Source organism: Fibrella aestuarina BUZ 2 (assembly GCF_000331105.1).
Classification (GTDB): domain Bacteria; phylum Bacteroidota; class Bacteroidia; order Cytophagales; family Spirosomataceae; genus Fibrella; species Fibrella aestuarina.
In genome coordinates, this window is record NC_020054.1 from 624,345 (window position 1) to 651,093 (window position 26,749).

Annotated in this window: 21 protein-coding genes and 1 tRNA gene; 9 read left to right on the forward strand and 13 right to left on the reverse strand. The window is 54.1% G+C overall.

The annotated features are described in order from the left end of the window. Positions 1-4 precede the first annotated feature (4 nt). From FAES_RS02410 to FAES_RS02420, 3 genes are all read right to left on the reverse strand, one after another. Positions 5-571 carry an anthranilate synthase component II gene (locus FAES_RS02410; RefSeq protein WP_015329595.1) on the reverse strand — a complete coding sequence of 189 codons (567 nt, stop codon included), beginning with the start codon at positions 569-571 and terminating at the stop codon, positions 5-7. 114 nt (positions 572-685) lie between these two features. Then, positions 686-2,125 carry an anthranilate synthase component I family protein gene (locus FAES_RS02415; RefSeq protein ID WP_015329596.1) on the reverse strand — a complete coding sequence of 480 codons (1,440 nt, stop codon included), beginning with the start codon at positions 2,123-2,125 and terminating at the stop codon, positions 686-688. Between the two features lie 216 nt (positions 2,126-2,341). Beyond that, positions 2,342-2,415 (reverse strand) — tRNA-Pro (locus tag FAES_RS02420). 110 nt (positions 2,416-2,525) lie between these two features. Here FAES_RS02420 and FAES_RS02425 point away from each other — a divergent pair. Both FAES_RS02425 and proC read left to right on the forward strand, forming a co-directional pair. Continuing rightward, on the forward strand, positions 2,526-3,344 hold the full coding sequence (locus FAES_RS02425; protein WP_015329597.1) for an Fpg/Nei family DNA glycosylase: 819 nt from the start codon (positions 2,526-2,528) through the stop codon (positions 3,342-3,344). Positions 3,345-3,397: 53 nt separating this feature from the next. After that, entirely contained in the window at positions 3,398-4,201 is an 804-nt protein-coding gene (proC, locus tag FAES_RS02430) for a pyrroline-5-carboxylate reductase (protein ID WP_015329598.1), read from the forward strand. 102 nt (positions 4,202-4,303) lie between these two features. On the opposite strand, the gene purB is transcribed toward proC, so the two are convergent. Together purB and FAES_RS02440 are read right to left on the reverse strand one after the other, a co-directional pair. Continuing rightward, the gene (purB, locus tag FAES_RS02435; protein WP_015329599.1) at positions 4,304-5,635 is read right to left on the reverse strand and encodes an adenylosuccinate lyase; all 1,332 of its coding nucleotides are present in this window, start codon (positions 5,633-5,635) and stop codon (positions 4,304-4,306) included. 77 nt (positions 5,636-5,712) lie between these two features. Beyond that, positions 5,713-6,639, reverse strand: coding sequence for a DUF1207 domain-containing protein (locus FAES_RS02440; protein ID WP_051054013.1), 927 nt, complete (start codon positions 6,637-6,639; stop codon positions 5,713-5,715). A gap of 259 nt (positions 6,640-6,898) precedes the next feature. Between FAES_RS02440 and FAES_RS02445 the strand changes: the two genes are divergently transcribed. Then, positions 6,899-7,270 (forward strand): HPF/RaiA family ribosome-associated protein, encoded by a 372-nt coding sequence (locus FAES_RS02445; protein ID WP_041257405.1) that lies wholly within the window; start codon positions 6,899-6,901, stop codon positions 7,268-7,270. A 217-nt stretch (positions 7,271-7,487) separates the two neighbouring features. On the opposite strand, the gene FAES_RS02450 is transcribed toward FAES_RS02445, so the two are convergent. After that, entirely contained in the window at positions 7,488-9,965 is a 2,478-nt protein-coding gene (locus tag FAES_RS02450) for a ribonucleoside-diphosphate reductase subunit alpha (protein WP_015329602.1), read from the reverse strand. A gap of 508 nt (positions 9,966-10,473) precedes the next feature. Between FAES_RS02450 and FAES_RS02455 the strand changes: the two genes are divergently transcribed. Next, positions 10,474-10,713, forward strand: coding sequence for a type B 50S ribosomal protein L31 (locus FAES_RS02455; RefSeq protein ID WP_015329603.1), 240 nt, complete (start codon positions 10,474-10,476; stop codon positions 10,711-10,713). 90 nt (positions 10,714-10,803) lie between these two features. Here FAES_RS02455 and FAES_RS02460 read toward each other — a convergent pair whose 3' ends face one another. Next, positions 10,804-11,616: a mechanosensitive ion channel family protein gene (locus FAES_RS02460; protein WP_015329604.1), complete on the reverse strand. Its 813-nt coding sequence runs from the start codon at positions 11,614-11,616 to the stop codon at positions 10,804-10,806. Between the two features lie 280 nt (positions 11,617-11,896). Here FAES_RS02460 and FAES_RS02465 point away from each other — a divergent pair, with 280 nt between their 5' ends. Continuing rightward, on the forward strand, positions 11,897-12,628 hold the full coding sequence (locus FAES_RS02465) for a peptidase associated/transthyretin-like domain-containing protein (RefSeq protein WP_148289277.1): 732 nt from the start codon (positions 11,897-11,899) through the stop codon (positions 12,626-12,628). A 67-nt stretch (positions 12,629-12,695) separates the two neighbouring features. On the opposite strand, the gene FAES_RS02470 is transcribed toward FAES_RS02465, so the two are convergent. Continuing rightward, the gene (locus FAES_RS02470) at positions 12,696-15,365 is read right to left on the reverse strand and encodes a valine--tRNA ligase (protein WP_041258523.1); all 2,670 of its coding nucleotides are present in this window, start codon (positions 15,363-15,365) and stop codon (positions 12,696-12,698) included. A gap of 171 nt (positions 15,366-15,536) precedes the next feature. Then, positions 15,537-16,109 (reverse strand): YceI family protein, encoded by a 573-nt coding sequence (locus FAES_RS02475; protein ID WP_015329606.1) that lies wholly within the window; start codon positions 16,107-16,109, stop codon positions 15,537-15,539. A gap of 308 nt (positions 16,110-16,417) precedes the next feature. Here FAES_RS02475 and FAES_RS02480 point away from each other — a divergent pair, with 308 nt between their 5' ends. Both FAES_RS02480 and FAES_RS02485 read left to right on the forward strand, forming a co-directional pair. Next, on the forward strand, positions 16,418-16,987 hold the full coding sequence (locus tag FAES_RS02480; RefSeq protein ID WP_015329607.1) for a hypothetical protein: 570 nt from the start codon (positions 16,418-16,420) through the stop codon (positions 16,985-16,987). 140 nt (positions 16,988-17,127) lie between these two features. Continuing rightward, positions 17,128-17,598, forward strand: a complete 471-nt coding sequence (locus tag FAES_RS02485) for a hypothetical protein (protein WP_015329608.1) — start codon at positions 17,128-17,130, stop codon at positions 17,596-17,598. 56 nt (positions 17,599-17,654) lie between these two features. Here FAES_RS02485 and uvrA read toward each other — a convergent pair whose 3' ends face one another. Continuing rightward, positions 17,655-20,546, reverse strand: a complete 2,892-nt coding sequence (gene uvrA / locus FAES_RS02490; RefSeq protein ID WP_015329609.1) for an excinuclease ABC subunit UvrA — start codon at positions 20,544-20,546, stop codon at positions 17,655-17,657. Positions 20,547-20,928: 382 nt separating this feature from the next. On the opposite strand from uvrA, the gene FAES_RS02495 reads away from it, so the two are divergent. Together FAES_RS02495 and FAES_RS02500 are read left to right on the forward strand one after the other, a co-directional pair. Continuing rightward, on the forward strand, positions 20,929-23,028 hold the full coding sequence (locus FAES_RS02495) for a S9 family peptidase (protein WP_148289278.1): 2,100 nt from the start codon (positions 20,929-20,931) through the stop codon (positions 23,026-23,028). Positions 23,029-23,117: 89 nt separating this feature from the next. Next, a complete protein-coding gene (locus FAES_RS02500) occupies positions 23,118-24,152 on the forward strand; it encodes a DUF3500 domain-containing protein (RefSeq protein WP_015329611.1) in 1,035 nt (344 codons plus the stop codon). A gap of 94 nt (positions 24,153-24,246) precedes the next feature. Here the strand turns inward: FAES_RS02500 and FAES_RS02505 are convergent, their stop codons facing one another. From FAES_RS02505 to FAES_RS30705, 3 genes are all read right to left on the reverse strand, one after another. Continuing rightward, on the reverse strand, positions 24,247-25,173 hold the full coding sequence (locus FAES_RS02505) for an AraC family transcriptional regulator (RefSeq protein ID WP_015329612.1): 927 nt from the start codon (positions 25,171-25,173) through the stop codon (positions 24,247-24,249). Positions 25,174-25,342: 169 nt separating this feature from the next. Then, positions 25,343-26,482 carry an acyl-CoA dehydrogenase gene (locus FAES_RS02510; RefSeq protein ID WP_173401283.1) on the reverse strand — a complete coding sequence of 380 codons (1,140 nt, stop codon included), beginning with the start codon at positions 26,480-26,482 and terminating at the stop codon, positions 25,343-25,345. A gap of 135 nt (positions 26,483-26,617) precedes the next feature. After that, complete coding sequence (locus FAES_RS30705; protein ID WP_015329614.1) at positions 26,618-26,746, reverse strand: hypothetical protein; 129 nt, start codon at positions 26,744-26,746, stop codon at positions 26,618-26,620. Positions 26,747-26,749: the final 3 nt, after the last annotated feature.

A 26,749-nucleotide genomic window follows, 5' to 3' on the forward strand; every position in this document is an offset into this window, starting at 1 on the left:
CTCATTAGTTTTTTATCCAGTTTTTCATCATTTGCACACCGCCTACCGTCAGCACCGATTCGGGGTGGAACTGCACGCCCCGTACATCGTAGCGGGCATGGCGCAGGCCCATCACGCGGCCGTTTTCGTCTTCGGCTGTCACCAGCAGATCGGTCGGTAGTGAGTCGCGCACCACCGACCACGAATGATAGCGGCCAACGGTCAGGTCGTCGGGCATATCCGCGAAGAGGGGTTCGTCGTGGTCAAGCACGCGGGCCGAATGCGCCACGCCGTGCAGTACGTCGCCGAGGTTTTCGAGCGTCGCGCCAAACACTTCGCCGATAGCCTGATGTCCCAGACACACGCCCATGATAGACTTCGTCGGGCCGTATTCGGCAATCAGCGGCTTCAGAATACCCGCCTCATCGGGAATACCCGGCCCCGGCGACAGCAGAATCTTGTCGTAAGCGCTCACCTCTTCGACGCTGATCTTGTCATTCCGAATCACATCGGGACGCAGGCCCAACTCACGCAGGATATAGACCAGATTGTAGGTGAACGAGTCGTAATTATCTAAAACGAGAAGTTTCATAGTTGAAATGAATTAGGTCATTTAGCTGCGCTGTCATTGATAGCCATTCTTCGAAGAAAAAACCATGAATGACTATCAATGACAGCGCAGCCAAATGACAGCGCAGCTAAATGACTATAATGCTTGGGCCTGTTGAATAGCAGCGCGCAGGGCGCCCAGCTTGTTGTGCACTTCCTGTACTTCGCTCTCCACCACCGATTTGGCCACGACACCCGCGCCCGCCTGGTAGTAGAGTGTGTTGTTCTGGCTCATAAACGTGCGGATCATGATGGCGTGGTTAAACTCGCCGTCGAAGCCCATGTAGCCGATGCTGCCCGAATAAAACCCCCGGCTCTGGTTTTCGTAGCGGTCGATCAGCTGCATGGCCATGTGCTTGGGCGCGCCCGACAACGTACCTGCCGGAAACGTCTCGGCCACAATTTGCAGCGGATCGGCCCCGTCGTTCAGCTTGCCCACTACCTTGGAAACCAGGTGAATCACGTGTGAGTAGTACTGAATCTCCTTAAAGGTTTCGACGTTCACCACATCGCAGTTACGGCTCAGGTCGTTGCGGGCCAGATCCACCAGCATCACGTGCTCGGCCGATTCTTTGGGGTCATCGTACAGCTTCTGGGCGAGTTCGGCATCTTTCAGGTCGTCGCCCGTGCGGCGGAATGTACCGGCGATCGGATAGATCGTCGCCTGCCCGTCTTTCACCACAATCTGCGACTCGGGTGAGGAGCCAAACAGTTTGAAATTGCCGTAATCGAAATAGAACAAATAAGGCGACGGGTTCAACGACCGCAATGCCCGGTACACGTTGAACTCGTCGCCCTGAAATGGCGTCTGAAAGCGCCGCGACAATACAATCTGGAAGACATCGCCCCGCCGGCAATGGTCGATACCGTGCTGAATAACGCCCCGGAATTCATCGTCGGAGAAATTCGACGTTTCGTCGCCCGTTGTTGAAAACGAATAGAGCGCGTAGTTCCGGCTGGTAATGAACGCCGCTACTTCGTCGAGCTGGCTGGCGGCTGGTTCGGTGTCTTCCTGTACGTAGTTGTGTTCGAAGAGGTGCAACTCATCTTTGAAATGGTTGATCGCGATAACGTACCTGTATACCTGAAAAACGGCCGCCGGAATGCCGTTTTCGGTCGGCACAGGTGCCGACAGCCGGATATCTTCAAACCCCTCGACCGCCGGAAAACCGAAGTAGCCAAACAGCCCGTTGGAGATAAACGAGAACCCCGACGGCTCGGCCACAAACTGCTGCTTGAATTCGCGGAGGGCGGGCATCAACTCACTGGCGGTGATAGGACGTTGCTCTTCATCCTGACCCGGCATGGCAACGCTCAGCGTACCGGCGTTGTAACTAAACCGCGCCACGGGATCAAACGCGATGTACGAGAAGCTGTTGTCGTTGCCGTGGTAGTCGGCGCTTTCGAGCAGGATGCTATTGGGGTATTTGTCCCGAACGCGCAGGTAAATGCTAACGGGCGTGATAATGTCGGCCAGCATGCGGCGATGCTGGGTACGTACCCGGAAGCGCCGATCGGTGAGTATTGAGGTCGTCATGGCTTAATGGCTTAAGCGGTTTGGTTTGATGGAAAAAGAAAAGGCTCACCGGGATGACGGTGAGCCTTTTTTGGTAGTGTATAGAACACAGCGCGGCAACCCTCATCCCTTGCAGGAAAAGTGCCACCACCACGCTTTGTTGTTAATCTGGTTCATGTTCTATGGTTTGCTTTGAACGTAGGACGTCACGTTCAAACCGATTGTTACTTTTTCTAGTCGGGGTGGCGGGATTCGAACCCACGACCTCTACGTCCCGAACGTAGCGCGCTACCAGGCTGCGCTACACCCCGTTTGAGTTGCAAAAATAAGCGAATTGCGATCGATTCCGTTCACACAAACCAAAAAATATGACCAATTCCACAGCGTACGTTGTTATCTAGGGAAACAGTCAACGCACTTTATGCCTGAACTACCCGAAGTCGAGATCCGGCGGATGTACCTGGAGGCCACCTCGCTCGCCCAACCCATCGACTCCATCACTGTCGAAGACAAGAAACTACTTACCACCGAATTCGATACGCTTTACGAAAAACTCGAAGGTCGCCAGTTCACCCATACACGCCGGGTTGGTAAAAACCTGTTCATCTACACCGACGACCCCCGCGTGATTTTGCGGATGCATTTCGGCATGACCGGCGACTTGGAGTATTACCACAACTCCGTCGACCGGCCGCGGCATGCGCGCATCGTCTTTTACTTTACTAACGGCTTTTGTCTAGGCTTCATCTGCCCCCGCAAATTTGAGCGGATCGGGCTGGTCAACGACGTCGATGAATTTCTGCGGTTGAAGAAGATTGCGCCCGATGCGCTGTCTATTGAGCTGGGTACGTTGCGGGACAAGCTGAAAAAGCGCCGATCGCCCATCAAACCCGTGCTGCTCGACCAGTCGACGACCGCCGGGCTGGGAAACTGGATTGTCGATGAAGTCTTGTTTCAGGCCAAGGTTCACCCATCGGCGGTCAGCGCTGAGTTGTCGGAGGCCGAAGTCGAAGCAATTCATGAGGCCATTCAACTCGTGCTGAAAACGGCCATCGCGAAGGAAGCGGTCTACAAAGATTTCCCGCGTTCGTTTCTGATCCACGTGCGCGAGTGGGACGATTCGCCCTACGACGACGTGGAAGCGCACAAGGTTTGCCCGCGTTGCGGTACTCCCATCGAACGAACCGAAGTGGGTGGCCGTACGACCTTTTTCTGCCCTAACGAACAGGTACTTGGGTAAGCCGTTACCTTTGCCGGATAATCTTTTCCGCTAACCGTACTACGTACCTGACCATGAAAATTGCGATTCTGGGCTGCGGCAACATGGGCATGGCCTTCGCCAAGTCGTTTCTGCAATACGATCTTGTAAAAAAGGATGACCTGCTGCTCATCGAAAAGAGTAGCGAGCGATCAGCCGCCCTGCGTGCCGAAAAGGCAGGCGTGGTGGTCGATACTATCGGCCCCCGCGTCGGCGACGTCGACCTGATTATCCTGTCCGTAAAGCCGCAGGATTTCGCCTCAGCCCAGGAGGAGCTAAGGGCGGTGATTCAGCCCCGGCAGGTGGTGCTATCCATCATGGCGGGTATCCCGATCAACCTGATTCAGGAGCGATTGGCGCATCGGATGGTGATCCGCGCCATGCCCAACACACCGGCAATGCTCGGGATGGGCATTACGGGTTTCACCGCCTCACCCGAGGTAGATGCCGCCAGCCTGCGCCGGGTCGAGAACCTGATTAACGCTACGGGCCGGTCGATCTTTCTGGACGATGAAGCCATGCTCGACGCGGTTACGGCGCTCAGCGGTAGCGGCCCGGCTTATTTCTATTACGTCGTGAAGGCGATGGTGGAGGCCGGTAAGCAGATGGGTTTCGACGAAGGTACGGCCTCGCTGCTGGTGAAGCAGACGATGCTGGGTTCGTACCACCTCATCAATAACGCCGATAAATCGCTCGACGACCTCATCAAGGCCGTGGCCAGCAAAGGCGGTACCACCGAAGCCGCCCTACGCACTTTTGAAGCCGGTACGTTGGCCAACACGCTCGTGGCTGGTATTCAGGCCGCTCAGGTACGTGCCACCGAGCTATCGAAGGGATAAGGCGATCTGCTGATTATAACGTGCAAGAGGCCCAATAACGAAGATGATCTCTCGTTGTTGGGCCTCTTGCATTTGGATGGGGCTAAGCGCTCTGGAGAAAAATCATACCCCTGTATAGGTAAACGGCGTAATGGCCCGTAGTTCCGCTTTTACGCTATCCGTCACATCGAGGCCGTCGATAAAGTGGCTGATCGTTTTCTGGGTGATGGCTTCGTTGGTGCGGGTCAAGGCTTTAAGGGCTTCATAGGGTTGCGGATAGCCTTCGCGGCGCAGCACCGTCTGGATACCCTCGGCCACTACGGCCCAGTTGGCCTCCAGGTCGGCGGTGATCGCGGCCTGGTTCAACTCAAGTTTGTTCAAGCCTTTCAGGGCGGCTTTCAGGGCAATCACCGAATGCGCGAAGGGCACCCCAACGTTTCTGAGTACGGTCGAATCGGTAAGATCGCGTTGCAGGCGCGAGATAGGTAATTTGGCTGCCAGATGCTCAAACAGGGCGTTGGCAATGCCGAGGTTCCCCTCAGAGTTCTCAAAATCAATCGGGTTTACCTTGTGCGGCATCGCACTCGACCCCACTTCGCCCGCTTTGATTTTCTGCTTGAAATAATTCATCGAGACATACGTCCAGATGTCGCGGTCGAGGTCGATCAGGATGGTGTTGAGCCGTTTATAGGCGTCAAACAGTGCCGCCATCATGTCGTAGTGCTCGATCTGCGTAGTGTACTTACTCCGCACCAGGCCCAGGCTGTCGACAAACCGATCGCCAAACTCTTGCCAGTCGATGGCAGGGTAGGCTACCGTGTGCGCGTTGAAATTGCCCGTTGCCCCACCGAATTTGGCCGATGCCGGAATCTGAGGCAGCATAGCCAGTTGCTTTTCGAGCCGTTCGCAGAAGACCAGCAACTCTTTACCCAGCCGGGTCGGTGAGGCGGGTTGCCCGTGGGTACGTGCCAGCATGGGTACGTCTTTCCATTGCTCGGCCAGTTCCTGTAACCGCACGTACACCTGCCGATAAGTTGGTTCGATCTGCTCGTTGAGCGCTTCCTGCAACAGCAGTGGAATCGCCGTGTTGTTGACGTCCTGTGAGGTCAGGCCAAAGTGAATGAACTCCAGAAACGGCTCTACCGACAGGCCTTTCAGTTTCTCTTTGATGAAATACTCGACCGCCTTCACATCGTGATTGGTAGTCGCTTCGATGGCCTTGACCCGCTCGCCGTCGGCCTCGGAGAATTGCTGATAGAGCGTCCGTAGCGTTGGGTAAATGGCCTTATCAACACCAGCGAGTTGGGGCAGCGGTAACTCGCAGAGCGCGATAAAATACTCAACCTCGATCCGGACGCGGTAGCGAATCAGGCCCAATTCCGAAAAATAAGGACTCAGTGCATCGACCTGTTTGGCGTAGCGGCCGTCGATGGGAGAAATGGCATTGAGAGACATATAGGGTCAGTTTCGAGTTTGGCGTTTCCTATTTGACGTTGCTACGCCTCCCGGATAAAGCGAACTCGAAACTAGTTTTAAAATGGATTGAAATACAGGCCAAGACCGACCCAGGAAACAGTTTGGTACTCATACTGGCCATAGGGCCGGTATCCGTAATACATATCGAGCATGGCCGTCAGGTTCTGCGACGAGCGCCCCAGTTCATAGCCGACGCCTGCGTGAATGCCCGGTTTAAAATCGGTCTGCTGCCAGAATTTGGCGTCTATACCAGCCACAAGCCGTTGCCGCATGGACCCCGGTTGCCGATAATATGCGCCAACCTGCGCGTTGAATCGGTCGCGCTCCCGTGTGTTGCGCGTGCACACGCCTACGTTGCCATACACGCGCAGCCCAATGGGAAAATCACGACTGGCTGTGAAGTCGAGCAATTCGTAATTAACAGCGTTAGGCGTGTAATAATTGAGTTGATAGCGGATCACATAATCATCGCCAAGGTGCGAGGAGATGTGATAAAGCCGGATGCGGTAGCTGTTGCGACCCCGGCGCAGGTTGTACCAGAAACTTAGCCGATAGTCGGTGTTGATGATCTTGTAAACCAGTTGACCCGGCTTTTTGGCGAGCCGCGACGTATCGTTGAACACCTGAAACTGGGTGTACGAAGCCACATCGAGTCCAAACTCATGAGCCTGTCCGGGAGCGGTGGTGACACGGTAGAAGGGTTTATGAAACCCAAAGGCAAACGGAACGATGGTACCCTGGTTCAGCTCCCGGTCGCGCTTGTCGAAATCGGTGGCGTTGATGCGCCGTTCGCCGGTGGTATTGAAGTAGGGGAGGGCACTACCGTAGACCTGCGCTTCGAGCGGATCGAGCAGGATGGGCGCAAACAGGTGATTTTTGGGAAACCACTCTTTGCGAGGGTAAGCCGTTGTATCGGTAGCCGATTGAGAACGAACCGCGAGGCTCAGGAGGCACAGCGCCCCGGTCAGTAAAGCAACTCTCATGCAGTGAGGTCGTGGGGAAAGCACAAAGCTACCAAAAAACAGTGGGCCTCTCTCCAGTTCACCCCTCGCTGTTGCGCCATTACAAGATAAGGTGGTGCCCCGCGACGAAACAGCCCTGAACATGGGGAACGTACACATGTCTACGTCCTTACACTCGCAAAATGGGGCCATCAACCAACCTTTTGACCGTTGCGGAGTACTTACTGTGAGTAAGCGCCAATGGGGCTACTTATTTGGCGTCAATAAAACACACGCAACGATGGATGTACAGGAAAATATGGACGATGTCCGCCTCGATATTGAATCAGTCGGCTTCACCCTTAGTGATACGATGGAGGCGACGGTGCTTGAGTCGCTGGCCAAGCTGCGGCGCTTCTACAAGGGCGACGTGATCACGGCCGAGGTCTACATGAAGCTGGAGCCCAATCAGCGCAGCAACGAAAAACACGTAGGCATCAAATACGGCGTTCCCGGCAATGATGTCTTCGCCGACGATAACGGCGACGATTGGTATACGCTGCTCCACAACGTGGTGGCGAAGTTGCAAAAGCAATTGGAAAAGCGGTTCGGCAACCATACCAACGCCAACCGCGGCAACATCGACGACATTGACCCAGCCAGTTTGGCCTAGTTGTCAATAACTCAAACCGGCTGAGGAAAACGTACCTGGTTGAGTTGCCCACAATGGGTACGTCGGCTAGGTACGTTTGTTTTGTACGGCGACCTCATTCCACGTAATCTTGGGTCTGGACTATATATTAAAACGAAACGACGTACCGAATCGCTGGGTCAACCAGTCGACAGGTACGTCGTTTCTTTTTAATATAAGTTATAACCTATGAGGTCATTTACGATCCGCACATTTCGCAGCCTTCTGGGTCATCCAGAGAGCATTGCATGGCCGCGTAGGCGAGCTCGGCTTCCGATACCTGCGGGGCCTGCGCCGATGCTTGCGCAGCGTGCTCCTTGGCATAACCTACATAGTCGAGTGGTTTTTCGACCGGCGCGGTTTCGGCCATCGCGGGTTCGAGTTGTGGCTCGGCCTGCGGCTGCACCACGGTGAACTTCACGGCGTCGGTAGCGGCTTTGGTACGCAGGTAATACATACCCGTTTTCAGGCCCGCTTTCCAGGCGTAGAAGTGCATCGACGTCAGCTTGCCGAAGTTGGCATCCTGAATGTGGATGTTCAACGACTGCGACTGGCAGATGTAGGCGCCCCGGTCGGCGGCCATGTCGATAATGTGCTTCTGCTTGATCTCCCAAACCGTTTTGTAGAGGTCTTTCAGGTGCTGCGGAATATTCGGAATATCCTGTACCGAGCCGTTGGCCAGAATCAGGTTATTCTTCATCGCCTCGTTCCAGAGGCCCAGTTTCACCAGATCACGCAGCAGGTGCTTGTTTACCACCACAAACTCGCCCGACAGCACGCGGCGGGTGTAAATGTTGCTCGTGTACGGCTCGAAGCACTCGTTGTTGCCCAGGATCTGGCTCGTCGAGGCCGTCGGCATGGGAGCCAGCAGCAGTGAGTTGCGAACGCCGTGCTCAACCACCTGGGTACGTAGCGCATTCCAGTCCCAGCGGCCCGACTTTGGCGTTACCCCCCACATATCGAACTGGAATTCACCATTCGAGATGGGCGACCCTTTCCAGGTTTCGTAGGGGCCGTCTTTCTTCGCCAATTCCATCGAGGCCGTCATGGCCCCGTAATAAATCGTTTCGAAAATATCTTCGTTGAGGCGGCGGGCTTCGTCGCTTTCAAACGGCATCCGCAGCATGATAAAGGCATCGGCCAGACCCTGCACACCCAGACCGATCGGCCGGTGGCGCATGTTGCTCCGACGGGCTTCTTCAACGGGGTAATAGTTCAGGTCGATGATCTTGTTCAGGTTGCGAGTGGCAATCTGCGTGACCTCCATCAGTTTCTGGTGATCGAAGCGCAGAATGCCGTCGGTCCCCTTCGTGATGAATTTCGGCAGGGCAATGCTGGCCAGGTTACACACCGCCACCTCGTCGGGCGAGGTGTACTCCATGATCTCGGTGCAGAGGTTGCTCGACTTGATGGTGCCGAGGTTCTTCTGGTTCGATTTCCGGTTAGCCGCATCCTTATAAAGCATGTAGGGCGTGCCGGTCTCGGTCTGGGCTTCCAGAATCTCGAACCACAGCTCTTGTGCTTTTACCGTGCGGCGGGCGCGGCCTTCGCGCTCGTAGCGCGTATACAGCTCCTCAAACTCGTCGCCATAGGCATCGCTCAGGCCGGGGCACTCGTGCGGGCAGAACAGCGACCAGGTGTCGTTGTCTTCCACGCGCTTCATGAACAGGTCGGGCGTCCAGATGGCGTAGAACAGGTCACGGGCGCGGAGTTCTTCCTTTCCGTGGTTCTTTTTCAGTTGCAGGAAATCGAAGATATCGGCATGCCAGGGCTCCAGGTATACGGCAAACGAGCCTTTACGCTTCCCGCCGCCCTGATCAACGTACCGGGCGGTGTCGTTAAACACGCGCAGCATCGGCACAATCCCGTTTGAGGTGCCGTTGGTGCCTTTGATATACGTACCTGTGGCCCGCACGTTGTGGATGCTCAGGCCAATACCGCCCGCCGACTGCGAAATTTTGGCCGTCTGCTTCAGCGTGTCGTAGATGCCCTCGATGCTGTCGTCTTTCATCGTCAGCAGGAAGCAGCTCGACATCTGCGGTTTCGGCGTACCGGCGTTGAACAACGTCGGGGTGGCGTGGGTAAACCACTTTTCGCTGAGCAGGTTGTAGGTTTCGATGGCCGCGTCGATGTCGTCCATGTGAATGCCTACCGCCACGCGCATCAGCATGTGCTGCGGCCGCTCGGCAATGCGCCCGTCAATTTTCAGCAGGTACGATTTTTCGAGCGTTTTATACCCAAAATAATCATAGCCGTAATCGCGGTCGTAAATGATAGTCGAGTCGAGAACGGCGGCGTTGTTACGGATAACGTCATACACCTCTTTCGAAATCAGCGACGCATTTTCGCCCGTTTTGGGGTCGATATACGTGTAGAGCCGCTTAATCGTGCCCGAAAACGATTTGTTGGTTTCCTTATGCAGGTTAGAAATGGCCACCCGCGCTGCCAGAATAGCGTAGTCGGGGTGTTTGGTGGTCATCGACGCGGCTGTCTCAGCAGCGAGATTGTCCAGTTCGGTCGTCTTTACGCCGTCGTACAGGCCATTGACAACCTTCATGGCTACTTCGACGGGCTGCACATAGGCCGGATCCAGGCCATAGCACAGCTTTTCGATGCGAGCGGTAATCTTATCAAATTTGACCGATTCCCGGCGGCCATCTCGTTTGATTACATACATGGGCTTGTAGGTGTTAGAAAGATAGTAACGTGTTGAAAATAAAGCGGATATATGTTGATTGTGTGATTAGAATCCGTGTTAAGCTAGTGTTAAAGGTAGCCGAAAAGCGGCCAGAAACGGTAGCGTATCAACAACTCCTTAGAAAAATTAAACTCGATTTCGTTCGTGGTTTTATGCTTCTCAACTGAGCGTAAGCGACTTATAGAAGCCTATCGGGTGTCGGTTATAAAAAACATGCTATTGATTGCCGCGGGGTGGCCGTTCGTATAGGATCATCTGTGCTGATGCGTATATAATAGGGTGGCGAACGTCACAACGAACGCCTTCAAAATAGCGCTTCTGAAACCGTAAATGCCAGAGACTGACGGGTTTTTGTGATCCTTTTATTAGGTAATGGTTAAATGATCGAGAGGGGTGCGAAAACGCTTGTGTATCAGGCAAAAAGCCCGTACTTTTGCAATCCTTTTCGGACGGAAACCGAATTTGGCAGATAATCAAGACATTCATTATGAAAAAGGGCATTCATCCCGATTACCGTGAGGTTGTGTTTCACGATCTGACAAGCGACTACAAATTCGTGACCCGCTCGACGGTACAAACGAAAGACACGATGGAGTTTGAAGGCAAAACCTACCCCCTCGTGAAAATTGAAGTAAGCTCACAATCGCACCCCTTCTACACGGGTAAGAACGTGCTGCTCGATACGACCGGTCGTGTCGACAAATTCCGCAAGCGGTACGGCAAATAAGCCAGCAACTGCGCTTCGGATTTCCAGTAAAATGCCTCGGCCCAACCCAATAAACTGGTTAGGCCGAGGCATTTTTCGTTGATAACTCGCTTAGGCCTGCTGAATCAGAATAGCGTTTCTCTGGCCCGAGATACCGTCCGCTCTGAACTGACTGGCTACGTTTTCCTGCATGTAGTAGTAGGTGTCCCAATACGTGTCGGGCCTGGTCCAGACGCGCACGTCATAGACAACGCCGTTGTCGTTCAGGTGGTTAACCAATATGTCGTGGGCTTGATCGGGCAGGGCCGACGGGCAGGCGTCGATTACTTTCTTGATCGACGCGCGGGTGGCGGCCAAGTCATTCTGATTGCTAACCGCAAACGTCATATCAACCCGGATGAGGTTGCGGCCTGATACGTTGGTGATTGGTGCCGTCGATAAAGGTCCGTTAGGCAGGATGATGGTTTTGTTATCGGGCGTAACCAAAATGGTGTTGAAGATCTGAATGGCATCAACTGTGCCGGTAAAGCCCTGCGCGCTGATCAGATCGCCCACCCGGAACGGCTTGAAAATCAGAATCAATACGCCACCCGCGAAGTTGGACAGGCTCCCCTGCAACGCCAACCCGACCGCCAGTCCGGCCGCGCCAATGATCGCGACAAACGAAGTCGTTTCGATGCCCAGCGTACTGGCTACACTCAACAGCAGCAAGACACGCAATAAGCCACTGAACAGCGACAGTAAAAACGGCTGCACATCACGGTCGACGTGCCGGTTGTTCATCACCTTCGACAACAGCTTGACTAGTTGGCCAATGGCCCACAAGCCGATAATCAGGATGATAATGACCAACAGCAGTTTGGTGCCGTAGAGGGTCAGCAGCGCCAGGAGCTGATCCGATAGTTTGGCAAAATTCAAGTTCATATGCGTGTAGTAGAATGGTGGTTCGTGCCTATGACTTGATTAGACGATCAAAGTAACGGTATAGAAAAGCGCCGCGTTGGTTACCAGGCTTGTGCTACCGGGCAAGCGCCTGCACGCAGTAACTTAGCGGATCGGGAGGTATAACCTATTTTGAAAATTGTGTACATTGACCCAAAGCGCTCGAGTATGTCATGTGCTGCTACGCTCGCTCCTCACACGACCCTAGGCTAGAAAAAAGTGCAGACTTTCGATTGATTACGTTTCGATAACCAGATGACCCATGCGCCAATCGATAACGCTGTCTATTCCGCAACCCTGCTCTGAACGCTGGGAGACCATGCAACCTCTGGAACAAGGTCGGCATTGTGTTTCCTGCGAGCGGATAGTGCATGATTTTACCAGCTTCACCGATCAGGAACTGATCGCCTGGTTTGCCCAACAATCCGGTCCCGTTTGCGGGCGATTGCGCGATGATCAATTAGCGGTTGCGCTTTACGAGTCCCAGTCTGCTGCCCCACGATTCACAAGCTGGGTACGTTGGGCAATAGCTCTCGTAGTAGGCTGGCAGACAGCACGAGCGCAATCGAGCGTCCCACCCGCTGTGCAGTCTATAACGGTTGCGCCAGTCAATCCTATAAAAACAGTCGCCAACAATTCAGGTGTGGGACCACTTCGCTTTCAGGTTCGTGGTATGGTAGTCGACGAAGCCGGGCGGCCACTACCGGGTGTGTTTGTTATGAAAGAAACCAGTTCCACCTTCGTAAAAACAGATACCGAAGGTCGATTCGAGTTGCCTATCTATGCGACAGATCAGACTAAGGATTCGTTGCGGATTACGTTCTCGGGTGATAGCCGAGTCACTATCAATCTATCGATTAAGAAAGAGCCAGAGCCGGTACGCGTAATTATTCCTTTCGCGGCTGTTAAGGTCATATCAGGTGGTGGCATTGTGGTGCAACGGGCCAGTCTTCCTAAACGCGCCTGGTGGTCATTCAGGCGGTTGCTTCGATAAGAACAAACGCCCGGCTATCTGCGGATAGCCGGGCGTTTTGGCATTAACCTATAAGGTTTCAAAAACCTTACAAGCTTTTCAACTGCCGCAACGTCTCCTGCAAAGCAGTAATTTTGGCATCGGCATCGGCGGCTTTTTGGCGCTCACGCTCTACCACGTCAGCTTTGGCGTTGGCCACGAAACGCTCGTTGCTCAGCTTTTTCATGACCGAATCGCGGAAGCCGATGTTATAGGCCAGATCGCGTTCGGCGTTGGCAATCTCCTGCTCCACGTCAATTTCGCCGGCCAGGTCGATGTAGAATTCGTCGCTTTTGATCAGGAACGACGTAGCGTTTTCTGGTTTCTCCGATACGTAGCTGATCGTGGGTACGTTGGCCATCTTTGTAATCAGGCCTTCCAGCGGCGCAAAGCGCGCGGGTACGTCGGTACGTATCGAAAGCGGCAACTCCGTTTTTGGCGCAATCTGCTTGGCGTTACGGATGTTACGGATGCTGCTGATGATTTCGAACAACAACTCGAAATCGGCCAGTATGGCGGCATCCGCAGGTTGGGCCTGCGGGAATGGCGCCACGCACAAACTCTCGCCTTGCTGACGAGGAGCGATATCCTGCCAGATTTCTTCCGTGATAAACGGCATGAACGGATGCGCCAGTGCCATCAGGCGTTCGAAGAAGTTGATCGTCGCCAGGTACGTTGCTTCGTCGATGATACCGCTGAAGTTGCCGTCGGCGTCTTTTTCGGTGTAGTGCGTTGGCTTGATTAGCTCCAGGTATTGCGAGCAGAAATCGTCCCAAATCAGCTTGTAAACGCTCTGCAACGCATCCGAGATACGGAACTTGCTCAGATGATCGTCGATTTCGGTGAGGGTGGCGTTCAGTTTAGCCTCGAACCACCGCACGGCTAGTTGCGACGAAGAATTGTTGCGTTCGGCATTAGCTGTTTCTACCGTCCATCCCTTTACCAGCCGGAACGCATTCCAGATTTTGTTGCAGAAGTTACGGCCCTGTTCGCACAGCTTTTCGTCGAACAGCAGATCGTTGCCCGCTGCCGAGCTAAACAACATGCCCGTACGGACGCCATCGGCCCCGTATTGGTCGATCAGCACGAGCGGGTCGGGTGAGTTGCCGAGCTGCTTCGACATCTTCCGGCCCTGCTTATCGCGTACCATGCCCGTGAAATACACATTGCGGAACGGCCGTTCGCCCCGGAACTCAAAGCCCGCCATCGCCATCCGGGCTACCCAGAAGAAAATGATGTCGAAGCCCGTAACGAGGTCGTTGGTCGGGTAATAGTAGTTGATGTCGGCATTGTCGGGGTTGCGGATACCGTCGAATACCGAGATCGGCCACAGCCACGACGAGAACCAGGTATCCAGCACGTCGTCGTCCTGCGTGAGGTCGGCTTCGGTCATGGCAAACAGCAGTTTCTCGTGCTGCACCTTGCGCAGCGCTTCCCGCTTGTTTTTAGCCACGATGATGGTGCCGTCCTGCATATAGAAAGCCGGAATACGCTGCCCCCACCATAATTGGCGGCTGATGCACCAGTCGTGCGGATTTTCCATCCACGACCGGTACATGTTCTTGAACTTGGGCGGCACCAGGTTGATCACGTCGTCGAGTACAGCCTGCAACGCGGGCTGGGCAATCTTGTCCATTTTCAGGAACCACTGCAACGACAGCTTTGGCTCGATCACGGCACCCGTGCGCTCCGACGTACCCACGTTCGATTTGTACTCCTCGACCTTTACCAGATTGCCCGACTCTTCGAGCATCGTTAAGATCGCCTTCCGGGCGGCAAACCGGTCCATTCCGACCAGAATCTGGGCTTTCTCGTTCAGCGTGCCGTCGTCGTTCAGGATATCGATAACCGGCAGGTTGTGTTTAACGCCCAGTTCGTAGTCGTTGAGGTCGTGAGCTGGCGTTACCTTCAGGCAACCCGTCCCGAACTCAATCGTTACATACTCGTCGGTAATGATCGGAATACTGCGGTTGACGAGGGGGATGATGGCTCGTTTGCCGTGCAGGTGCTTATACCGCTCGTCGTTGGGGTTTACGGCGATGGCGGCATCGGCCATGATGGTTTCGGCCCGCACCGTGGCGATAGTCACAAACTCACCTTCTGCGCCCTCAATTGGATACTGAATGTAGGTCAGCTTTTGCTGTACTTCTTTTACGATAACTTCTTCGTCGGATACGGCGGTGCGGCCCTGCGGGTCCCAGTTGACCATACGCACACCCCGGTAAATCTGACCCTTATTATAGAGGTCAACGAATACGTCGATTACCGATTCATACAGGGCCGGTTCAAGCGTAAAGCGCGTGCGGTCCCAGTCGCAGGAGGCACCCAGCTTGCGCAATTGTTGCAGGATAATGCCGCCGTACTGATTCGTCCAATCCCAGGCGTGTTCCAGAAATTGCTCGCGGGTGAGATCGGTCTTGCTGATGCCCTGCTCGTTCAACCGGGCGACGACTTTGGCCTCCGTAGCAATGCTGGCGTGGTCGGTACCGGGCACCCAACAGGCGTTTTTGCCCTGCATACGGGCATGCCGGATCAGCACATCCTGAATGGTGTTGTTGAGCATGTGGCCCATGTGCAGCACGCCCGTCACGTTGGGCGGCGGAATCACGATGGTGTAGGGTTCGCGCTCGTCGGGTGTGGAAGAAAACAGCTTATTATCAAGCCAATACTGATACCATTTGGCTTCAATATCGGTGGGCGAATACGTCTTGGCGATCATGCGGTCGGCGGTGGCTAGCACCGGATTAAGGCCGCAAAAATACGAGTTTTTACCGCCGTAGCGGCACGCCCGGTCCACAGGGAACAAAGGGCAAGCACGAATTACCCCAAAAAGCAAGCGCCGACGTACCTGGGTACGTCGGCGCTTATACTGCCAGTTGCCGGTATGGACTTACTTTTTGGTAAACTCGCCGTTCAACTTGAGCTCAACTTCTTCGCTTACCGTAGCGCCGCCCGACGAGCCAACGCCAAAATCGGTCCGCTTGATGGTGCCGGTCGCTTTCAGGCCAACTTTTTCCTGCTTGCCGTTGCGGCCTTCCATCGTAACGGGGCCCGTCAGTACGGCGTCAAGCACAACCGGCTTCGTAACGCCGTGCATCGTGAGGTCACCGGCCAGTTTGTAATTCTTGCCGCTTACCTTTTTGAACGACGTGCTCTTGAACGTCAGCGTGGGGTATTTGGCCGCATCGAACCAATCGGGCGTTTTCAGGTGACCATCGCGCCGCTCGTTGTCGGTATCGACCGAGTTGATGTCGGCTGTCAGGTCGAATACGGCATCAGACAAGTCAGGCTTCGAGGCCGTCAGGTTAGCGTCGAACGTCTTGAAATTGCCATCGACTTCCGAAAGCAGCAGGTGGGTTACGGTGAAGCCAACGCGTGAGTGGGCTTTGTCGAGCCCCCAGCTTTGCGCATAGGCAGCCGAGAGCGAGAGCAGAAGAGCAATAGGGGTTACAAGTAATTTCATGAGCGTACTAGAGGATTTTAAGTATGGTTCGAATTAAGTAAGTAGTATTTACATAGAAAACTATGTGTCGATACATGCAAGCCATGTGCCGACGAACGGAAAATAGTAGTAATGTTGACAGAAGACAAATCACAGTCAAGATTATCGGTAATACTCTAAGGTCGACAATGTATACGACACCGATGAAAAATTAGCTTTATAGGCTTGTCGCCTCATGGTTAACTGTTGAAATAGGTAAATTAATCGCTAAACTTGGCTACGTGCTGATTGATACCCAGCCTGATTGAAGAGGGAAAACTACGATAAGCATGGTACAGAACCGCTACTGGCGACAGGTAGTCTTTGTGTGCTGTTATAGTCTGTCATTGGCGGCTTATAGTCAAGCAAAACAACCGATTGATTTATCATTCACCTATGTCGACCCTAAGTACAATAGGCCTATCTATGCTACCAATTATTTATGGGAGCGGTATACGAACGTAGCTAAGCTGGTGAGCGATTACAGTCATTTTAATTGCCTCCAAACGTTGGGACAGATCCGTTTTCGTGTCGAAAAAACGGGTGTCATCGATCAAGTTCAGGTAACAAGTAAGGCTTTTCCTGATTACCTGCCGGGGATGTTCCGCGATAGACTGGAAGCGAGCAAGCCTTATTGGACATGTGCCGACTGTGAGACGAAGGGGCCGGTATCAATCACAGTACCTGTTTTTATCCAGTTTGAAGTCGGCTGCCGGGGAAAACAGGATTCGGTCTATACGAACCACATGCTGGGTACGTTGCTGCGATTTCCGTCGGCTAACCTGCTTCCAATCCTGGGTATTCAAACGGGTGATCGGAGCTTAATGCTCTACCCTATTCTACTGGAAAGTATACGCTAATAAACCGTACCGTGATGATTACTAGACGATTACTATGCTTTTCCTTGCTGGTTGGGCTACTGTTGCTGCTTGGCTCATCGGTTTATAGCCAGTCGAAAACGCATCCAGAAAAGGCAACGATTTAGCTTACGTTCTCGGCGATGCATCCCCGCGCCAACGTACCTGTGTCGCCCGCTGATTTTATACACCGTGGTATTTTGGACGCGTGTCGAAGTGCCTATCAGCAATTGCCTAGCTGTTTTTATGGCTTCGATTGGATTCATTTTCGACTCACTGCGCCTAATAAAATCGACAGTATTCGAATCACCGGTGATTACCTACCCGAGTGGCTGACCGATTTTTACGAGTCCAAAATACTAGCCAGCCAACCGTTTTGGCACTACGTCGACAAGGCAAGCAACGGTCCGATTGTTATTGCTATACCGATTGATTTTGCCTTAGAAAGCGGGTGCGATGGAAATCGGTCGACAAAAGGAAGATACGAGCTCGAATCGGCAGCCATTGACAGCCTGTTTGCAGACAAAAAGCAGTTCTTACCTAGGCTCAAAGCTGTGCAAAAGGGGAAAAGGCAGGTGATTCTCAACCCCGCCTTTTTGCACTCAATGCGCTAAGCATGCTGACAGATGATCGGGTTACTCGCTATCGGTAGCGAGTAACCCGGTTTATTCTATGCCCCGGCCAGCTCCATCGCTAAAAACTTGCCGGTATAGCTGCCCGCTACTTTGGCCACTTTTTCCGGCGTGCCTTCGGCGATGATCTGCCCGCCTTTGCTGCCGCCTTCGGGGCCGAGGTCGATTACGTAGTCAGATACCTTGATCACGTCGAGGTTGTGCTCGATGATCAACACCGTATTGCCTTTATCGGCCAGCTTGTTCAGCACGTCGAGCAGGTGTGCAATATCCTGGAAGTGCAGGCCCGTCGTGGGTTCGTCGAGGATGTACAGCGTTTTGCCTGTATCTTTCTTCGACAGTTCTTCGGCCAGTTTCACGCGTTGCGCTTCGCCACCGCTTAGGGTCGTCGCGTGTTGGCCCAGCGTGATGTAGCCCAGTCCCACGTCGTTAAGGGTTTGTACCTTACGAAGAATTTTCGGCTGGCTCTGGAAGAAATCGAGCGCCTGCTCCACAGTCATGTCGAGCACGTCGGCGATGGATTTGCCTTTGAAACGGACCTCCAGCGTTTCGCGGTTGAAGCGTTTGCCTTTGCAGACTTCGCAGGGTACGTGTACGTCGGGCAGAAACTCCATTTCGATCTTCTTCATGCCAGCGCCTTCGCACTCTTCGCACCGCCCGCCTTTCACGTTGAACGAGAAACGCCCCGGTTTGTAGCCCCGAATTTTGGCTTCGGGCAGTTCGGCAAACAGCGTACGGATTTCCGAGAACATGCCCGTGTAGGTGGCCGGGTTTGAGCGCGGGGTACGTCCGATCGGCGACTGATCGACTTCAATGACTTTGTCGATGAACTCAAGTCCCTCGACGTTTTTGAAGGCCAACGGCTCGCGTTTCGACTTATAAAAATGGTGGTTCAGGATCGGGAAGAGCGTCTCGTGGATCAGCGACGATTTGCCACTGCCCGATACGCCCGTGATGCTGACCATCCGGCCCAAGGGCAGTTTGAGCGTTACGTTCTTGAGGTTATGGCCCGTGGCCCCCTTGATCTGCAAAAACTTTCCGCTGCCTTTACGGCGCTCGCCAGGTACGTCGATGGCTGTGCGGCCGCTGAGGTAGTTGGCGGTGGTTGAGCCGTTTTTCAGAAATTCTTCGGGCGTACCGGCTCCCACGACTTGCCCGCCATGCCGACCCGCTCCCGGCCCAATGTCGAGGATGTAGTCCGACTCCAGCATCATGTCTTTGTCGTGCTCGACAACCAGCACCGTGTTGCCCAAATCGCGCAGGTTCTTCAGCGACTCAATGAGCTTCACGTTGTCGCGTTGATGCAGGCCGATGCTCGGTTCGTCCATAATGTACAGGACGCCAACGAGTTGAGTGCCAATCTGCGTAGCCAGCCGGATGCGCTGCGCTTCCCCGCCCGACAGTGTCTTCAGCGACCGGTCGAGGGTTAGGTAATCCAGCCCGATGTCGACCAGAAAGCCAATGCGCTTCCGGATCTCTTTCAGAATTTCCTTGGCGATCACGTTCTGCCGGTCCGACAGGCGATCTTCAATCCCTACGAACCAGGCCGCCAGCACAGCAATGTCCATGCTCGCCAGCTCGGCAATGTTCTTGTCGGCAATGCGGAAATAGAGCGACTCTTTTTTCAGGCGGGCGCCGTTGCATTCGGGGCAGGTGTTGATCACGAGAAAATCGCGCAACCATTCCTGAATCTTCTCCGAGCCCGTTTCCTGTTGCTTTTTCAGGAAGTTGATGATGCCCTCAAACTTGGTGGTGTAATACGTCTCGCCGGGGTATTTCTTCGATGGAATCGGCGTTTCCTCCTCAGAGCCGTGCAGTAATACGTGCAGCAACTCGGGCGGGTACTTGCTTACCGGCGTCGTCAGGCTGAGTTTGTGCTTTTTCAGGATCACTTCCACTTCCTTGAAAAACCACAGCTCGCGATATTCGCCCAATGGCGCAATGGCCCCCCGGCTCACACTCAGCGATTTATCGGGGATGACCGACTCTTCGGTGATCTCTTCGACCACGCCCAATCCCTGGCAGGTGGGGCACCAGCCGTAGGGCGAGTTGAACGAAAACGAGTTGGGCGAGGGTTCATCGTAGCTGATGCCCGACTCGGGGTCCATCAGGTTCTGCGAGAAATAATGCAGCTTATTGTCCTGATCGAGTACCTGAATGGCGCCTTTACCCTGCTTCAGCGCCGTTTGCACCGATTGGCTCAGCCGGAAGCGATCATCGGCGCTCGGCACCAGGCGGTCGATCACGATCTCGATGTCGTGGACCTTGTAGCGGTCGACCTGCATCTTCGGCACAATATCCTGCACGGTACCATCGACGCGCACTTTGGTGTACCCCATCTTGGCAATTTGCACGAACAGTTCGCGGTAGTGCCCTTTCCGGCCACGCACCACTGGTGCCAGCAGCACGGTCTTGCGCCCGGCGTTCTGGTCCAGCAACGCATCCACGATCTGATCCTGCGATTGCCGGGTCATCTTGCGGCCCGTTGCGTACGAAAAGGCTTCACCCGCACGGGCGTAGAGCAGGCGCAGAAAGTCGAAAATCTCGGTAGTCGTGCCGACGGTCGAGCGGGGGTTTTTCGAGGTCGTTTTCTGTTCAATGGAAATTACCGGGCTGAGGCCGTTGATCTTATCCACGTCGGGCCGTTCCATATCGCCCAGAAAGGAGCGGGCATAGGCCGAAAAACTTTCCATGTAGCGCCGCTGCCCCTCGGCGTAGATCGTGTCGAACGCCAGCGATGATTTGCCCGAGCCACTGATGCCCGTAACGACCACCAGCTTATTGCGGGGAATCGATACGTCGATGTTCTTCAGGTTATGTTCGCGGGCGCCCAGCACGTCGATTTGCTCGTAGCCCGTGAGTTGCACGTCGGAAAGCGGTGAACCGGCGGCAATCGGCTCAGTATGTGTTGTTTGTTGTTCCTGTATCACTTGTTCGAAGTGGGTTCAACGGTCAATATCCAGGGGTCAACGTTGGGCTGTTTCATAGACGAAACCCAAACCCCAACCCATACACATCGACCATTGGGCGTTTTTTCAGGCCTTATCCAAATATCAACACCGATACCGAAATGGTAGTTTCCGGGGGCGGAAAGATGTGAAAGGCCACCCAGCAGCGAGGGTATCGCGGGGCGATTGGCTGTAAGTTGGGTAAAAGAGAGGAACGTACCCAGCCGTCCGTCATTTCGGCAACTGTTGTTGCCCCGTTTGGCTGTAAGTTCGCGTAACGGGCCATTTGGAACCGTTCTATCCTCTAGCACGTCTCATGAACAAACAACTAGTACCGGCTCTTGCAGCCCTTGCGCTTCCCTATATGACGAACGCACAATCACCCGCCCCGGTGCCATCGCCCGCGGCAGCCAAGCCCCCCGTAGCGGCCATAAAGCCCAAAACGCTGACTACCAATGGTCACACCCGTACTGATAATTACTACTGGCTCAATCAACGGGAAGACAAGGAGGTGATCAGCTACCTCAACGCCGAAAACGCGTATACCGATGCCCTGCTGGCCGCGCAGAAGCCGCTGGAAGAGAAGCTGTTTGCCGAAATGAAAGGGCGGATCAAACAGCAGGATCAATCGGTACCCTACAAAGAAGGCGCCTATTACTACCAGACCAACTACGTGCAGGGCGGCGAATACCCGATCTATGTACGGAAGAAAGGCTCGCTGACCGCCCCCGAAGAGGTCATGTTCGACTGCAACGTGCTGGCCAAAGGGCACAATTATTACAATATGGGCGGCTATGAGGTCTCGGACAACGACGAACTTGCCGTCTTCGCCGAAGATACTGTCAGCCGTCGGCTCTATACGTTGCGGGTCAAGAACCTGAAAACGGGCCAGATTTATCCTGAAGTCATCCCCAACGTTGAAGCGGGCAGCTTCGCCTGGGCGGCCGACAACAAAACGTTCTTCTACATCAAGAAAGACCCGCAAACGCTGTTGGGCTATCAGGTGTGGCGGCATATGCTGGGCAACGACCCCAAGAAGGATATCTTGGTCTATGAAGAGAAAGACAACCAGTATTACATGGGGCTGTACCGGATGAAGTCGAAGAAATACATCGCCATCGCCTGCGACCATAACGGCGTTGCGACGGAATACCGACTGCTCGACGCGAAAACCCCGAACAGCGATTTCAAGGTGTTCTTCCCCCGCGAACGTGGCCACGAATACGACATTCAGCACTTCAAGGATAAGTTTTACGTCCGCACTAACTACAAAGCCACCAACTACCGGCTGCTGGAAGTGCCGGAAGGGCAGCAGACCAACCGCGCCGCCTGGAAGGAAGTGATTCCACACCGGGCCGACGTGTTTCTGCAAGGGATGGATGTGTTTGCCAACCACCTCGTGCTGGCCGAACGCAAAGAGGGCCTTGCCAAACTGCGGGTGATCAACCAGAAAACGAAAGCCGACGAATACCTCGATTTTGGCGAACCAGCCTACGTGGCGGGTATCGGTTATAATCCCGATTTCAACACGGACGTGCTACGGTACGGCTACTCGTCGCTGACTACGCCTTCGTCGACCTACGATTATAACATGGATACCAAAGCCAAAACCCTTCTGAAACAGCAGGAAGTGTTGGGCGGCTTTGATAAGAACAACTACGTATCGGAGCGCGTATTCGTAACCGCCCGCGACGGTGCCAAGGTGCCCGTATCCATTGTGTACCGTAAAGGCACGCCCAAAGACGGTACCGCGCCGCTGTTGCAGTATGCCTACGGTTCGTATGGGAGTAACACCGAGCCGGGCTTTAGCAGCAACCGTCTGAGCCTGCTGGATCGGGGCTTTATCTACGCTATCGCACACATTCGTGGCGGCCAGGAAATGGGCCGACAGTGGTATGAAGATGGCAAACTGCTGAAGAAGAAAAACACCTTCAACGACTTTGTCGACGTATCGAAGTGGCTGGTTGCCAACAAGTACGCCGCTACGGATAAACTGTTTGCGCTCGGCGGCTCGGCCGGCGGTCTGCTGATGGGTGCCGTTATGAATCAGGCGCCTGAACTGTACCGGGGCGTAGTCGCCGCCGTTCCCTTTGTCGATGTCGTGACAACCATGCTCGACGAAAGCATTCCGCTGACGACCGGCGAGTTTGAAGAGTGGGGCAACCCCAAGCAAAAGCAGTACTACGATTACATGCTGTCGTATTCGCCCTACGATCAGGTGGAAAAGAAAGCATACCCGAACCTGCTCGTCACGACCGGCCTGCACGATTCGCAGGTACAATATTGGGAACCGGCCAAGTGGGTAGCCAAACTGCGAACCATGAAAACCGACAACAACGTACTGCTGCTCCACACCAATATGGAGGCAGGCCACGGCGGCGCGTCGGGTCGATTCAACGCCTTGAAAGAGATTGCGATGGAATACGCCTTCATGCTGAATCTAGCCGGTAAAGGAGCGATGTAAAACCGGGACCTGTCGCCGTATTAGTCAGATTACACAGTAGAACCGCGTTTAGCTCACCCTTCTGGTGAAAGCTAAACGCGGTTCGTTTTATGAAGTCTTTCCTGCTCCTTCTACTTTCACTGAGTACCCTTTCGGCTTCGGCGCAGGTGGTTGCGCCACAGCGGGTTAAAGACGACATGGCCGAGGCCGCGCAGGCTTTCTGGAAGTCGCTGACAGCCGAGCAACGTACCCAGACCGGCTTCACATTCACCGACGACGAGCGGGTCAACTGGTTTTTCGTGCCGCATGACCGGAAAGGCCTTCCGTTGAAGCAGATGACACCCGATCAGCGGAAGCTGGCGTGGGCGTTGTTAAAAACCGGGCTTAGCGATGGTGGCTACGAAAAAGCCCAACAGATTGTCGACCTGGAAAACGTGCTACGTGTGGTCGAAAACCGGCCGCCCAACGATACGTACCGCAATCCAGAAGGCTACTACGTGTCGTTGTTTGGCGATATTGGCAGCAACGAACCGTGGGGCTGGCGCTTTGAAGGACATCATCTGTCGGTGCAGTTCACCTCGCTGACGGGTAAAGTGCTAGCCCTGACGCCCCTATTTATGGGCAGCAATCCCGGTCAGGTACGTATCGACGTACCCCAGAAAGGCCGGGAGATCATGAAGGAAGAAACGCAGCGGGCGTTTGACCTGCTCCACACTCTGAATGCTGGCCAACTTACGCAGGCGACGTTGGCCAAAAAAGCGTTTGGCAACATTCTGACCGGTAACAGCCGCCGCGCCTCACTGGAGCGCATGGATGGCCTGACGTACGCCGCTATGGACGCCAAACAGAAAAGTCAATTCCTTGATTTACTGAAGCTCTACCTGAGTCGGTATCGGATCACGCTGGCCAAGCAGCAATTTGACCGGATCGAAAAAGCAGGGCTCGACCAACTCCGCTTTGCGTGGGCGGGCGACACTACGCCGGGCAATAGCGTCGGCTACTACTACCGGATTCATGGCCCGATGTTGCTGATCGAATACGACAACACGCAGAACGACGCCAATCACGTACACACCGTTGTGCGCGACCTCACCAATGATTTCGGCGACGACCTACTCCGGGAGCATTACGAGAAAAAGCATTGAGAATGAATAATGTACGATGCACAATGTACAATGGCTATTCAGTTGCCGCGAGGCGAACCGCATTGTACATTGTGCATCATACATTATTCATTCTTTATACGTTCATCAACGACTCTCTCCGACGCATCTTGCCAGCGGGAATGCCGAACATCATCTTGAAGCGACGGCAGAAATAGGCGGTGTCTTTGTAGCCCACTTCGGCACCAATAGCCCGAATGCTCTTCTTGCTCGTGCGGAGCAGCCCAACGGCCGCTTCCATCCGCTGGTACTCGATGTAGTCCTGCGGGTTGATGCCCGTGAGCATCTTGAAATACTGCCCCACGTAATCTTCCGATACGTTGGCTACGTTGGCCAGCACTTTGTTTGACAGATCGCCGCCGATATTGTCTTTGATATAGGCAAAGATGTCGATCAGGCGGGGATCTTTGAAGTAGGTGCTGTTGGTAACGAGCTGTTCAACAAACAGCCTGTTTTTCAGAATGTACCGGATAATTTCGATCACGATTTCTTCGGTCTTGATCTTAATTACCCGCCCTTTGCCGGCTATATCGGTCATGTCTTCGGCCAGAATCTGCCGAATGGCTGCCGCCAGCGTTTCGTCGTGCTTGATGATAAACGGCGGTACGTCGAGCGAGTTGAAGAAGTTAACCGAGTCGAACACCTTCGCTTCAAACGACACGTACCCAAAGGAGTTGGGCATGTTGCCAATCTTGGCGGGTTCGCGGTTGGCTTCGAAATACTGCTCGCGGTGGGTCATGAACTCCTCGTTGGTAACCGGCTTGGGGTTCGAGGGTTCGCCATACGTTACCGTCACGTGCTTGCCGCCGGGAATGAACAACAGATCGCCAATATCGACTTTCTGGTGTTCGTCGCCATACGACACTTCGCCGTTATATAGGATCAACAACGTGTTCTCCACGTCGTAGAAATTCTTGATGACTATCGGTTGCAGGATGCGGATGTTCCGTGCCTTAATGAACTTCACGCCGAGCGACTCGATGATTTTATTATAGTCTTCCATAGCTGAACCGTGTTACAGGGTGCGTTGTCGCCTGCAATATTGCACAAAACTAATAAATTGTACAAAACTAATATAGGCACAAAAGTTTCCGTTCGCTAAAAAAAAGAGGCCCTATTTGCGTCAAATAGGGCCTCCAGTTCCTGAAAATATAGTTTTTTTAAGAAACACCTTAGCGGATGAGCTCGCGGGCAATCACTAATTTTTGTATTTCTGAGGTGCCTTCGTAGATCTGGGTAATCTTGGCGTCGCGCATGCAACGCTCTACGTGAAACTCCTTCACGAACCCATAACCACCGTGAATCTGAACGGCTTCCGTGGTAGCCCACATGGCTATTTCTGAGGCATATAGCTTCGCCATAGCCGCCGCCTGCACGTAATCTTTTTGCTCGTCTTTGAGGCGGGCGGCCTTATACACCAGCAGCCGGGCCGCCTCAATTTTGGTGGCCATTTCGGCCAGTTTGAACTGAATCGCCTGATGCTCGAAAATGGCTTTGCCAAACGCTTTCCGCTCCTGACTGTATTTCAGGGCCAGTTCGTAGGCACCCGCAGCAATGCCCAGCGCCTGCGCGGCAATACCGATGCGCCCGCCGTTCAGGGTCGACATAGCGAACTTGAACCCGAAGCCGTCTTCGCCAATGCGGTTTTCTTTAGGCACTTTCACGTCGGTAAACAGCAGCGAGTGCGTGTCCGACGCCCGGATGCCCAGCTTATCTTCTTTCTTGCCAACCACGAAACCCGGCGTGCCTTTCTCGACAATCAGACAGTTGATGCCCCGGTGTTTTTTCTCGCGGTCAGTTTGGGCAATCACCAGCGCTACCCCCGACGAGCCGCCGTTGGTGATCCAGTTTTTGGTCCCATTAATGACGTAATGGTCGCCCTTGTCGTCGGCGGTGGTGCTTTGTGAGGTTGCGTCTGAACCGGCCTCCGGCTCCGAAAGGCAGAAGGCGCCGAGCATAGCACCCGATGCCAGTTTGGTCAGGTATTTCTGTTTCTGTTCTTCCGTGCCAAACGCCTCCAGCCCGTAGCAAACGAGCGAGTTGTTGACCGACATGATCACGGATGCCGACGCGTCGATCTTCGAAATCTCTTCGATGGCAATGGCATACGATACGGTGTCCATGCCGCCACCGCCGTATTCGGGTGAGACCATCATGCCCAGAAAGCCCAGTTCACCCATGCGCTTGACCTGCTCGGTGGGAAACTGTTGGGCATTGTCGCGGTCGATAACACCCGGGAGGAGCTCGGTTTGGGCAAAATCACGTGCCGCCTCCTGCACCGCCAGGTGTTCTTCGGATAAGTTAAAGTTCAGGCCCTGAAGGTCCTGGATTGCCGATGTCATAAAATAGGTCTGTTGAACGATGAAGTAAAAATAGAAAAATAGTATGCATGCATACGGCTTTAAGCAAAAATGAGCTCATGGATCGGCGACCCATGAGCTCATTGGTTACGCAGCCCGCGTTACAGCGGGCTTTGTCGGTTTGGCAGCTCCATAAGCGGGGCAGGCACTTTTGCGCGAGCAGGCGCCCAACGTAAGCAGCAGGGCCGCGCCTGCCAGCATGGTAAGCTTTTTCATAAT

Excerpts from the sequence above, each read along its gene's own strand:
- FAES_RS02410 (WP_015329595.1), bottom strand. The coding sequence starts at position 571 with ATGAAACTTCTCGTTTTAGATAATTACGACTCGTTCACCTACAATCTG.
- FAES_RS02415 (WP_015329596.1), bottom strand. The coding sequence starts at position 2,125 with ATGACGACCTCAATACTCACCGATCGGCGCTTCCGGGTACGTACCCAG.
- FAES_RS02425 (WP_015329597.1), top strand. The coding sequence starts at position 2,526 with ATGCCTGAACTACCCGAAGTCGAGATCCGGCGGATGTACCTGGAGGCC.
- proC (WP_015329598.1), top strand. The coding sequence starts at position 3,398 with ATGAAAATTGCGATTCTGGGCTGCGGCAACATGGGCATGGCCTTCGCC.
- purB (WP_015329599.1), bottom strand. The coding sequence starts at position 5,635 with ATGTCTCTCAATGCCATTTCTCCCATCGACGGCCGCTACGCCAAACAG.
- FAES_RS02440 (WP_051054013.1), bottom strand. The coding sequence starts at position 6,639 with ATGAGAGTTGCTTTACTGACCGGGGCGCTGTGCCTCCTGAGCCTCGCG.
- FAES_RS02445 (WP_041257405.1), top strand. The coding sequence starts at position 6,899 with ATGGATGTACAGGAAAATATGGACGATGTCCGCCTCGATATTGAATCA.
- FAES_RS02450 (WP_015329602.1), bottom strand. The coding sequence starts at position 9,965 with ATGTATGTAATCAAACGAGATGGCCGCCGGGAATCGGTCAAATTTGAT.
- FAES_RS02455 (WP_015329603.1), top strand. The coding sequence starts at position 10,474 with ATGAAAAAGGGCATTCATCCCGATTACCGTGAGGTTGTGTTTCACGAT.
- FAES_RS02460 (WP_015329604.1), bottom strand. The coding sequence starts at position 11,616 with ATGAACTTGAATTTTGCCAAACTATCGGATCAGCTCCTGGCGCTGCTG.
- FAES_RS02465 (WP_148289277.1), top strand. The coding sequence starts at position 11,897 with ATGCGCCAATCGATAACGCTGTCTATTCCGCAACCCTGCTCTGAACGC.
- FAES_RS02470 (WP_041258523.1), bottom strand. The coding sequence starts at position 15,365 with ATGATCGCCAAGACGTATTCGCCCACCGATATTGAAGCCAAATGGTAT.
- FAES_RS02475 (WP_015329606.1), bottom strand. The coding sequence starts at position 16,109 with ATGAAATTACTTGTAACCCCTATTGCTCTTCTGCTCTCGCTCTCGGCT.
- FAES_RS02480 (WP_015329607.1), top strand. The coding sequence starts at position 16,418 with ATGGTACAGAACCGCTACTGGCGACAGGTAGTCTTTGTGTGCTGTTAT.
- FAES_RS02485 (WP_015329608.1), top strand. The coding sequence starts at position 17,128 with ATGCATCCCCGCGCCAACGTACCTGTGTCGCCCGCTGATTTTATACAC.
- FAES_RS02495 (WP_148289278.1), top strand. The coding sequence starts at position 20,929 with ATGACGAACGCACAATCACCCGCCCCGGTGCCATCGCCCGCGGCAGCC.
- FAES_RS02500 (WP_015329611.1), top strand. The coding sequence starts at position 23,118 with ATGAAGTCTTTCCTGCTCCTTCTACTTTCACTGAGTACCCTTTCGGCT.
- FAES_RS02505 (WP_015329612.1), bottom strand. The coding sequence starts at position 25,173 with ATGGAAGACTATAATAAAATCATCGAGTCGCTCGGCGTGAAGTTCATT.
- FAES_RS30705 (WP_015329614.1), bottom strand. The coding sequence starts at position 26,746 with ATGAAAAAGCTTACCATGCTGGCAGGCGCGGCCCTGCTGCTTACGTTG.